Here is an 8,462-nt window from a genome sequence, read left to right on the forward strand (position 1 = left end):
ATACTATTCTTCTACACATAAAACACTGAGCAACAAGAGCGCCCCGGGGAAGATCCACAAAGCAAGTTACGCAGACTGTGCGGCTCGCTTTGTGATTCTCCCTCGGGGCGCTCTTGTGTTCGGCTTTTTAATTAAGAAATATATATAGCCGGGAACGCTACCTGCCGCCCAGATAGGCCGCGGCGATCTCGGGGTCGGCGAGCAGATCGCGCGACGGGGCCTGTTTGACGATGCGGCCGGTCTGGAGCACGAAGGCGTGCTGCGAGAGCAGCAGCGCCTGCCGGGCGTTCTGTTCCACGAGCAGGATGGTGAGCCCTTTTTCGTTGATGCGGCGCAGCTCGCGGAAGATGTCTCTGATGATCACGGGAGCCAGCCCCAGCGACGGCTCGTCGAGCAGCAGCAGCCGCGGCTTGGACATCAGCGCCCGGGCCACGGCGAGCATCTGCTGCTCGCCGCCGGAGAGCGTGCCGGCGTACTGGTTAATGCGTTCTTCGAGGCGCGGGAACAGCGAGAACACCCAGTCCATGTCTTCCTTGACCGTTTTCTCGGAATCGCCGCCGCTGCGGGGGAACGCGCCGATCTGCAAATTTTCCAGCACGGTCAGCGGCGCGAAGATGCGGCGCCCTTCCGGCGAAAGCGAAATGCCCGCCTTGACGACTTGAAACGAGCGGCGCGGCAGCGGCTTGCCTTCGAACTCGATCTCGCCGGAATGATACGGTACCTGCCCCATGACGGCGCTCATCAGCGTGGACTTGCCCGCGCCGTTGGCGCCGATGACGGAAACGATCTCGCCGGCGGGGATGGACAGCGACACGCTGTCGAGCGCGCGGATCGCGCCGTAGCTGACGCAGAGTTCTTTCACTTCGAGCAGTCCGGCCATTCAGATCGCCTCCTCGTCGTCGCCCAGATAGGCTTTGAGCACCTCGGGATTTTTGCGGATGTCGTCGGGACCGCCCTCGGCGATCTTGGCGCCGAAGTTCACGCAGACGATGTGCGGGCAGATCTGCATGATCAGGTCCATGTGGTGCTCGATCACGAGGATGGTCAGTTCCAGGTCGCGGTGGATGCCCGTAATCAGTTTGTTCAGGTCGGCCACTTCTTCGGGGTTCATGCCCGCGGCCGGCTCGTCGAGCAACAGCAGGATCGGTTCCAGCGCCAGAGCGCGGGCGATCTCGAGGCGGCGCTGCATGCCGTAGGGCAGCGTGCCGGCCGTCTGAGCGGCGCGACTCGCCAGCCCGACGCGCTCGAGGAACTCCATGCTGCGGCGACGCGTGATCTCCTCGCAGCTGCGCCAGCGCCCCAGATGAGTGATGGACTCGGTAAAACCGTAGGTATGATGCACCTGAGCGGCGGTCATGACGTTGTCGAGCACGGTGGACTTGCCGAACAGGCGCAGGTTCTGGAAGGTACGGGCGATGCCGCGGCGGATCACCTGATAGGACTTGAGGCGGATCGTGCTGAGACCGTCGAAGATGATGTCGCCGGAGTCGATCGGATAGACGTTGGTGATCAGGTTGAAGACCGTCGTCTTACCCGCGCCGTTGGGACCGATCAGCCCCATCAGCTCGCCCTGCTCGATCTTGAAGCTGACGTCCTTGACGGCGTGCACGCCGCCGAACGACTTGTTGATGTTGAGGATCTCAAGGATGGGCGCGTTCATCGCGATTCCTCCTTCTTCGTCCCGCGCGCGCGGCGGAACTCCCAGATCTCGCGGCTGCCCAGCAGGCCGTCGGGGCGCAGCACCATGACCATCACCAGCACGGCGCCGTAGATCAGCATGCGGTACTGCGAGATGGGACGGAACAGTTCGGTGATCAGCGTGATGATGCCGGTCGCCAGCAGCGTGCCGCTCATCGAGCCGAGGCCGCCGAAGACCACCAGCGAGGTCAGTTCGGTGGACTTCATCATGTCGAACATGGCCGGCTGGATGAAGCTGAGGTAGCCGCCCAGCAGCGCGCCGGCGATGCCGCAGTAGAACGCGGAGATCAGCAGCGAGACGAGGCGGATGCTCGGCGTGTTGAAGCCCAGCAGCGACGCCGCCGTGACGTCGTCGCGGCAGGCGCGGAAGTAGCGTCCCCAGCGGCTGTAAATCAGGTTGAACATGAACAGCGCCAGAACCACGAAGAACCACACCGCCACGGCGCGCGTGGTGTAGGGATCGATGCCGGGAATGCCGCGCGCGCCGCGCGTCACCGACTGCCAGTTCTCGATCACGAGGCGGATGGCCTCGCACAATCCCAGCGAAGCGATAGCGTAATAGTCGCCCGTCAGCTTCATCGTCGGCACGCCGACGACCCAGGCCAGCGCCGCGGCCAGCACGCCGCCGGCGAGCACGGACGGGAGCCAGGCTACGTCGTAGTTCATGATCAGGATCGCCGCCGTGTACGCGCCCATGGCCATGTAGGCCGCGTGCCCCAACGTGAAGATGCCGGTGAAGCCCGTCAGCAGCGACACGCCCATGGCCGCGATCATGTTGATGCACAGCAGCATGAGGATCCCTTCCGTGTAATAATCCATCGGCACGTAAGCCAGGACCGCGCCCAAAGCCGCGAGGGACAGAGCGCCGAGAAGCGATTTTTTCATGACGGTCCCTCCTCTACACCTTGTCGCGGATGTCGCGGCCGAACAGGCCGGACGGCTTGATGATCAGCGTCGCGATCAGCAGCGCGAAGACGACGAAGTCGCGCATCTGGCTGCTGATGAACCCGGCCGTCAGCATTTCCGCCAGCCCCAGCAGGATGCCGCCGATCACCGCGCCAGGCAGGCTGCCGAGACCGCCGATCACCGCCGCCACGAAGGCTTTGGTGGTGATCATGTTGCCCAGTTGCGGATAAAGCGTGTAGCGCGTCGCCAGGAAGATGCCGCCCACCGCCGCCAGCGCGCCGGCGACGAAGAAGACGATGGCGATCAACAGATTGACGTTGACGCCCATCAGCCCCGCCGTGCGCAGGTCGCAGGCCGCGGCGCGGATCGCCAGCCCCCAGCGCGTGCGCATCAAAAACATCTGCAGCAGCAGCAGGAAGACGACCGTCACGCCCAGCGAGATCAGATCGAAGGCGCTGATCGTCAGCAGCGGCGTCAGCCCCTCGGCCGCGCCGGGGAAAAACCTCATCACCGACTCGCCCGCCGCGCCGGCGGCGCGCGCCGCAAGGACGATCGGCTGCGAGGGGAACACCTCGGGCAGCGCGCGGTAACGGCCGCCGATGGTGACGACGAAAATGTTCTCGATGACGATGGAAACGCCCATCGAGGCGATCAATAAATAAAGCGTGGCCGACGTGCGCTCGCGGATCGGCCGGTAGGCCATGCGCTCGGTGACGATGGCGACGACGCCTGCGGCGAGGATCGCGCCCGCGCCGGCGAGCCAGATATTCATGCCCATAGAGTTGAGCATGCCGTAGGCCGCGTAACCGCCCACGACGAGAAAACCGCCGTGAGCGAAATTGGAAAACAGCAGGATCGAGTACACCAGCGAATACCCGACCGCGATCAGCGCGTAAACGGAGCCCAGCGAGAGACCGTTGACGACTTGTTGCAGAAAGGTTGCCACGACGACTCCTCCCTTTCATGACGAAGGGGCGGCGGCCCTTGCGCCGCCGCCCCTTGCAGTGAACCCGTCGGATTTGAAAACGCTTTTTACATTTCGGGCTTGATCGTGGCAAAGTAGCTCGTCTTGCCGCCTTCAGCCTTGAGCATGATGCCTTCCTTGCCCTTGGGGTTATGGAACTCGTCCATGGTCAGCGTGCAGTGCATCAGCTTCAGATCTTTGGTCTGCTCGAGAGCGTCGCGGACCTTTTCGGGATCGAGGCTGCCGGCGCGTTCGACGGCGTCCTTCAGCCAGTACACGCAGTCGTAAGCCATCATCGCGTTCATGAATTCCTTGCACTCGGTGCCGGTCTTCTGCTCGAACTTGTCGAAGAACCCCTTCAGCTTCGGGTCGCCCTTGTCCACGTGGCTGACCCAGTAGGTGTTTTCCATGGCGTCGCCGGCGATCTCCCACCAGAAGTCGCCGTAACCGTCGCCGCCGATGATCGGGCAGGTGAAGCCCATCTCGCGGGCCTGTTTGATCGCCAGAGGCGTACACTTGCCCATCGTCGGGAACACGAGGATGTCGGGCTTGGCTTCCTTGAACTTGGTCAGCTGGGCGCGGAAATCGACGTCTTCGCCGCGGTGCCCTTCGTCGGCCACAACCTCGCCGCCCATCTTCTTGTACTCGTTGACGAAGAACTCGCGCAGCCCCTGCGAGTAGTCGCTGGACACGTCGTACAGCACGGCGGCCTTCATGAGGTTCAGGTTCTTGACCGCGAACGTGGCCAGGATAGCGCCCTGATACGGGTCGAGGAAACAAATGCGGAAGTTGTAGGGACGTACCTTGCCGCGCTCGTCCATGGTCACCATCGGGTTCGTCGGCAGCGTGCCGAGGTGAGGCACGTGACCGCGGTTGAACACGGCGGCGGCGGAAATGCACAGCCCGGAACCGCTCGGGCCGATGACGGCGACGACCTTGTCCTGATTGACGAGGCGACGCGCCGCGTTGACCATGTCTTCGTTGCGCGTGCGGCAGTCGTACTGAATGACGCGCATCGGCAGCATCGCGTCGCCGACCTTGACGCCGCCGGCGGCGTTGATCTCTTCGAGGGCGATCTTCACCGACTCGACTTCGGCGAAGCCGTAAGCGGCAAAGTCGCCCGTCGAAGTCGAAATCTCGCCGACCAACACTTCCTCCGCGGCGAACGCCGGGAACGCGAACATCGCAACTGCCACAACAATCGATAGGAACTTTTTCACGCTGGCACCTCCATTTTTAAAATATAAAGTTTGTTACACGAAAATCTTAACATAACTTATCTTTCGAAGCAAGTTATTTTTATGCAGCGAATATTATAGAAACACGCCGCGTTTATCGTTCTTTTGCGTCCGAATAAATCATTTGCGTTTTGCTGAAAACGCAATTCATGGCATGAGATTTCGGCAACGTGCGCGTCCGCGGAAGAACTCGCCCGGAACGGCGAACGGCCGTCCGCCTCCGCCGCGAACGTTTGACAAAGCGCCGCCGATGATCTATCGTCAAAAAAAACAAAAAGCCCTTGATTCTTTCTCATAGCAAAGGAGACGCCATGGACACGAAAAAATGCGCCGTGCTGCTGCGGGCCGTCGAAAACGGTTCGCTGACCACCGCCGCCGAAGAGCTTGGTTACACTCCGTCGGGCGTGAGCCGCATCATCGCTTCGCTGGAAAAAGAGGCCGGCTTCCCGCTGCTGCGCCGCAACCATATCGGCGTCAATCTGACGCGCGAGGGCGAGCTGCTGCTGCCCGTCCTGCGCGAGCTGGTGCGCGCCGCCGGACAGTTCGCCGAAACGTCCGCCCAGATCCGCGGCGTCGAATGCGGCAGCGTCACCGTCGGGGCGGCGTACGGCGTTTATTATCCGCTGCTGGCCCGTCTCGCGGCCGAGTTCGGACGGCTTCATCCCGGCATCGCCGTTTCCATCGCCGAGGGGTTGAGCAGCGACCTGGCCGCCATGGTCGAAGAGGGACGCGCCGACTTCTGCGTCATCAGCCGGCGCGAGGGCAGCTTTCAGTGGACGCCGCTTTGCAACGACAAGCTGGTCGTCTGGGTGCCCGCCGGGCACTGGTCCGTCGCCCGCGGCGCCTTCCCCGCCGAAGCGTTCGCCAGCGAACCCTACATCGAAATGTACCCCGGCCGCGAGAGCGACAACTCGCGCTACTTCGCCGCCCGCGGCGTCACGGCTGCGGCGCGCTGCTCCACCTCCGAGGTCAGCGCCGCCTTCGCCATGATCGAAGCCGGCCTCGGCGTGGCGCTGATGAACGGCATTCTGCAGCGGCCGCCCAGCCCGCGCGTGGTCAGCGTGCCGCTCGACCCGCCCGAAACCGTCAAGATCGGCCTGGCCTGGCCGAAGGAAGAGTTTCTCTCGCCGGCGGCGCGCACGTTCGCCGCCTTCGCCCGCGGCGAATTCCTCAAAAACAGGCGCTTGCCGTAACACGCCGTCCGCCGACAAAAAATCCGGTCCCTTTTCGGGGCCGGATTTTTTGTCGGCGGACGAAGCGTTCCTTGCCAATGCTAATGGCGGCACGAGCCGTTTCCGCAGGAATGTTCCGCGCCGTGATCGTGATGATGGCAGTTCGCCTCGGCGTTGGCGGAAAGCTGTCCGGCGGCGAACTTCGCGGCAGCTTCGTCCGCGCTGCCCTGATTGCCGGCGTAAATGGCGATCCCCGCCTCCTGCAGCGCCGCCACCGCGCCGCCGCCCAAACCGCCGCAGATCAGCGCCTCGACGCCCCTTTCCTTCAAAAAGGCCGCCAGCGCGCCGTGCCCGTGCCCCTCCGTGCCGATCACTTCCGAGGCGCCGACCGCGCCGTTTTCGATCGTGTAGATCTTCACCGTTTCGGTGTGTCCGAAATGCTGAAAGATCGCGCCGTTCTCATACGTTACCGCTAATTTCATGTCTCATCCCTCCATTGTATTTTACGCAGCCGAAAAGGAATCAGGATCCGTCGCGGAGGACGTCCCTGTTTTCGAATCCCAGCGGGTGTTCGACGCTGTAAACGCAGCGCGGCTTCCTTCCCTCGCACACGTCGAACAGCGCCTGCACGGCCGCCGTGCCGACGCGGCGCAGCGCTTCGTCCGTGTTAGCGCCGAGATGGGGCGTGGCGATCACGTTGTCCAGCGAGAGCAGCCGGTGTCCCGCCGTCGGCGGCTCGTGCTCCCACACGTCGCAGGCGGCTCCCGCCAGCCGACCGACGCGCAGCGCCTCATAGAGCGCCTCCTCGTCGACGACGCCCCCACGCGACGTGTTGATCAGCACCGCGCCCTTTCTGGCCGCGGCCAGTTCTTTGGCGCCGATCAGATGAAAGGTCTCTCCCGTCAGGTGCACGCCCAGCGAGATCACGTCGGCGCCCCGCATCACGTCGATAACGGAAGGGCGATGTTCCACGTGGAACATTTTCACTTTCTCGGGCGTCAGCGAGGGCGAATAGCCGATGACTTTCATACCGAACCCTTCGCGCAGAATGCGCGCTGCGCGCCGGGCGATGTCTCCGACGCCGATCAGTCCCAGCGTCTTGCCCGCCAGTTCGCGCCCGCAAAACTCCGGCGGCGCGCTTCTCACGGGGCGCCCCGAACGGACCGCACGGTCGGCGGCGGTCACGCGGCGCATCAGATCCAACGCCAGCGCAGCGATCAGTTCCGCCACCGAATCGGCATTCTGCGCAGGCACGTAGGTTACGGTAATGTTACGGGCCGCGCACCATTCCAGATCGATGCCGTCGCTGCCCGTGCCGTGCACGGCAATCACCTTCAGCCGCGGCGCGCGTTCCAGTGTTTCCCGCGGCAGCTTCAGATTGCGGCTGATCAGACCGTCGCACTCCGCCAGACGCCCCCAGTCGGCGACGATCTCAGCCCGCGACCGCAGCAGGGCCACGGCGTCACGGTGCAGATGTTCGCAAAGGAAAACATTCATGAGCTCGTCCTCCGTTCGTTCTCTGATCATTCGCTCCGCCGAGAGCCGGAGCCGCGCGCGCCTGTCTCGCTCCTGCTTGACCGCCGGCGCCGCAGAAGGTAATATCGTTCCATCTTCTCCGAACGAAGGAGGACCGCTGATGGACTACTCTCGACGCATTGCCCGGGCGCTGTTCGGGCTGCTGCTTTTCGGCACGGGATCGTGCTGCAACATCCAGGCCAACGTGGGGCTCGGCCCTTGGGAAGCGTTCAGCATGGGCGTGGGCGCTCGGCTGGGGTTGAGTTTTGGGACCGTGCTGGCCGGATCGGGGCTGGTCATCCTCGCCGTCGACCTGCTGCTGCGCGAAAAAATCGGGCTCGGCACGCTGCTTGACATCGCCTGCATCGGCCCCATTGCCGATCTGCTGCGCGCCGCCGGCGTCATTCCCATGATGACCGGCTTCCCCTCGGGCATCGCCACGCTTTTGACGGGACAGCTTCTGATCGCCGTGGGCAGTTATTTTTACATCGGCGCGGGGCTGAGCTGCGGCCCCCGCGACGCACTGATGGTCGCCCTGTGCAAGCGCTTCCCGCGCACTCCCGTAGGCGTGATCCGGTTTTCCATCGAAGGCGGCGCTCTGCTCACCGGCTGGCTCTGCGGCGCCAAGATCGGCGTCGGCACCGTCGTCGCCGTCTTCGGCATCAGTTTTATCCTTCAGGCCGTGTTCTCGCTGCTGCGCTTCGACGTCAGCACGATCGAACACGAGGATCTGCTCGCCACCGCCAGGAACCTTCTGAGCCCCAAAGCGCCCCGCTGAGCGCACTTCAACAATAAATGCCTCTGAATATTATTTCTTAAATCAAAAAGCCGAACGCAACGGCGCCGGCCGGCGGCTGCATGAGCAGTCCCCGTCCGGCGCCGTTCATTTCGATCCGCCCGGGGCGTCGGTTCAATACAGCCCGGGATAGAGCGGTTTCGCCTCGCAGAGTTCGGTGATCTCGGCGCGGA

9 protein-coding genes are annotated in these 8,462 nt (G+C 63.5%); 2 read left to right on the plus strand and 7 right to left on the minus strand.

The genetic code is table 11. The features are described 5' to 3' along the window. Positions 1 to 157 precede the first annotated feature (157 nt). The 5 genes from B0D78_RS04305 to B0D78_RS04325 all read right to left on the minus strand — a co-directional run bounded on the left by B0D78_RS04305 (position 158) and on the right by B0D78_RS04325 (position 4,788). Positions 158 to 880 carry an ABC transporter ATP-binding protein gene (locus B0D78_RS04305; RefSeq protein ID WP_078015758.1) on the minus strand — a complete coding sequence of 241 codons (723 nt, stop codon included), beginning with the start codon at positions 878 to 880 and terminating at the stop codon, positions 158 to 160. Further along, a complete protein-coding gene (locus tag B0D78_RS04310) occupies positions 881 to 1,660 on the minus strand; it encodes an ABC transporter ATP-binding protein (RefSeq protein WP_078015759.1) in 780 nt (259 codons plus the stop codon). Next, positions 1,657 to 2,517 (minus strand): branched-chain amino acid ABC transporter permease, encoded by an 861-nt coding sequence (locus B0D78_RS04315; protein ID WP_168170000.1) that lies wholly within the window; start codon positions 2,515 to 2,517, stop codon positions 1,657 to 1,659. The genes B0D78_RS04310 and B0D78_RS04315 overlap by 4 nt, the downstream gene beginning before the upstream one ends. A gap of 79 nt (positions 2,518 to 2,596) precedes the next feature. Next, positions 2,597 to 3,550: a branched-chain amino acid ABC transporter permease gene (locus B0D78_RS04320; protein ID WP_078015761.1), complete on the minus strand. Its 954-nt coding sequence runs from the start codon at positions 3,548 to 3,550 to the stop codon at positions 2,597 to 2,599. Between the two features lie 86 nt (positions 3,551 to 3,636). Further along, positions 3,637 to 4,788, minus strand: coding sequence for an ABC transporter substrate-binding protein (locus B0D78_RS04325; RefSeq protein ID WP_078015762.1), 1,152 nt, complete (start codon positions 4,786 to 4,788; stop codon positions 3,637 to 3,639). A gap of 329 nt (positions 4,789 to 5,117) precedes the next feature. Between B0D78_RS04325 and B0D78_RS04330 the strand changes: the two genes are divergently transcribed. Continuing rightward, the gene (locus B0D78_RS04330; protein ID WP_078015763.1) at positions 5,118 to 5,999 is read left to right on the plus strand and encodes a LysR family transcriptional regulator; all 882 of its coding nucleotides are present in this window, start codon (positions 5,118 to 5,120) and stop codon (positions 5,997 to 5,999) included. Positions 6,000 to 6,079: 80 nt separating this feature from the next. On the opposite strand, the gene B0D78_RS04335 is transcribed toward B0D78_RS04330, so the two are convergent. Further along, positions 6,080 to 6,460, minus strand: coding sequence for a NifB/NifX family molybdenum-iron cluster-binding protein (locus B0D78_RS04335; protein ID WP_078015764.1), 381 nt, complete (start codon positions 6,458 to 6,460; stop codon positions 6,080 to 6,082). A gap of 40 nt (positions 6,461 to 6,500) precedes the next feature. Then, positions 6,501 to 7,475, minus strand: a complete 975-nt coding sequence (locus B0D78_RS04340; RefSeq protein ID WP_168169999.1) for a hydroxyacid dehydrogenase — start codon at positions 7,473 to 7,475, stop codon at positions 6,501 to 6,503. A 139-nt stretch (positions 7,476 to 7,614) separates the two neighbouring features. Between B0D78_RS04340 and B0D78_RS04345 the strand changes: the two genes are divergently transcribed. Then, the gene (locus tag B0D78_RS04345) at positions 7,615 to 8,271 is read left to right on the plus strand and encodes a YczE/YyaS/YitT family protein (RefSeq protein ID WP_078015766.1); all 657 of its coding nucleotides are present in this window, start codon (positions 7,615 to 7,617) and stop codon (positions 8,269 to 8,271) included. Positions 8,272 to 8,462: the final 191 nt, after the last annotated feature.

Origin of the sequence: Pyramidobacter sp. C12-8 (assembly GCF_002007215.1) — a bacterium.
GTDB lineage: Bacteria > Synergistota > Synergistia > Synergistales > Dethiosulfovibrionaceae > Pyramidobacter.

Excerpts from the sequence above, each read along its gene's own strand:
- B0D78_RS04305 (WP_078015758.1), bottom strand. The coding sequence starts at position 880 with ATGGCCGGACTGCTCGAAGTGAAAGAACTCTGCGTCAGCTACGGCGCG.
- B0D78_RS04310 (WP_078015759.1), bottom strand. The coding sequence starts at position 1,660 with ATGAACGCGCCCATCCTTGAGATCCTCAACATCAACAAGTCGTTCGGC.
- B0D78_RS04315 (WP_168170000.1), bottom strand. The coding sequence starts at position 2,517 with ATGGATTATTACACGGAAGGGATCCTCATGCTGCTGTGCATCAACATG.
- B0D78_RS04330 (WP_078015763.1), top strand. The coding sequence starts at position 5,118 with ATGGACACGAAAAAATGCGCCGTGCTGCTGCGGGCCGTCGAAAACGGT.
- B0D78_RS04335 (WP_078015764.1), bottom strand. The coding sequence starts at position 6,460 with ATGAAATTAGCGGTAACGTATGAGAACGGCGCGATCTTTCAGCATTTC.
- B0D78_RS04340 (WP_168169999.1), bottom strand. The coding sequence starts at position 7,475 with ATGAATGTTTTCCTTTGCGAACATCTGCACCGTGACGCCGTGGCCCTG.
- B0D78_RS04345 (WP_078015766.1), top strand. The coding sequence starts at position 7,615 with ATGGACTACTCTCGACGCATTGCCCGGGCGCTGTTCGGGCTGCTGCTT.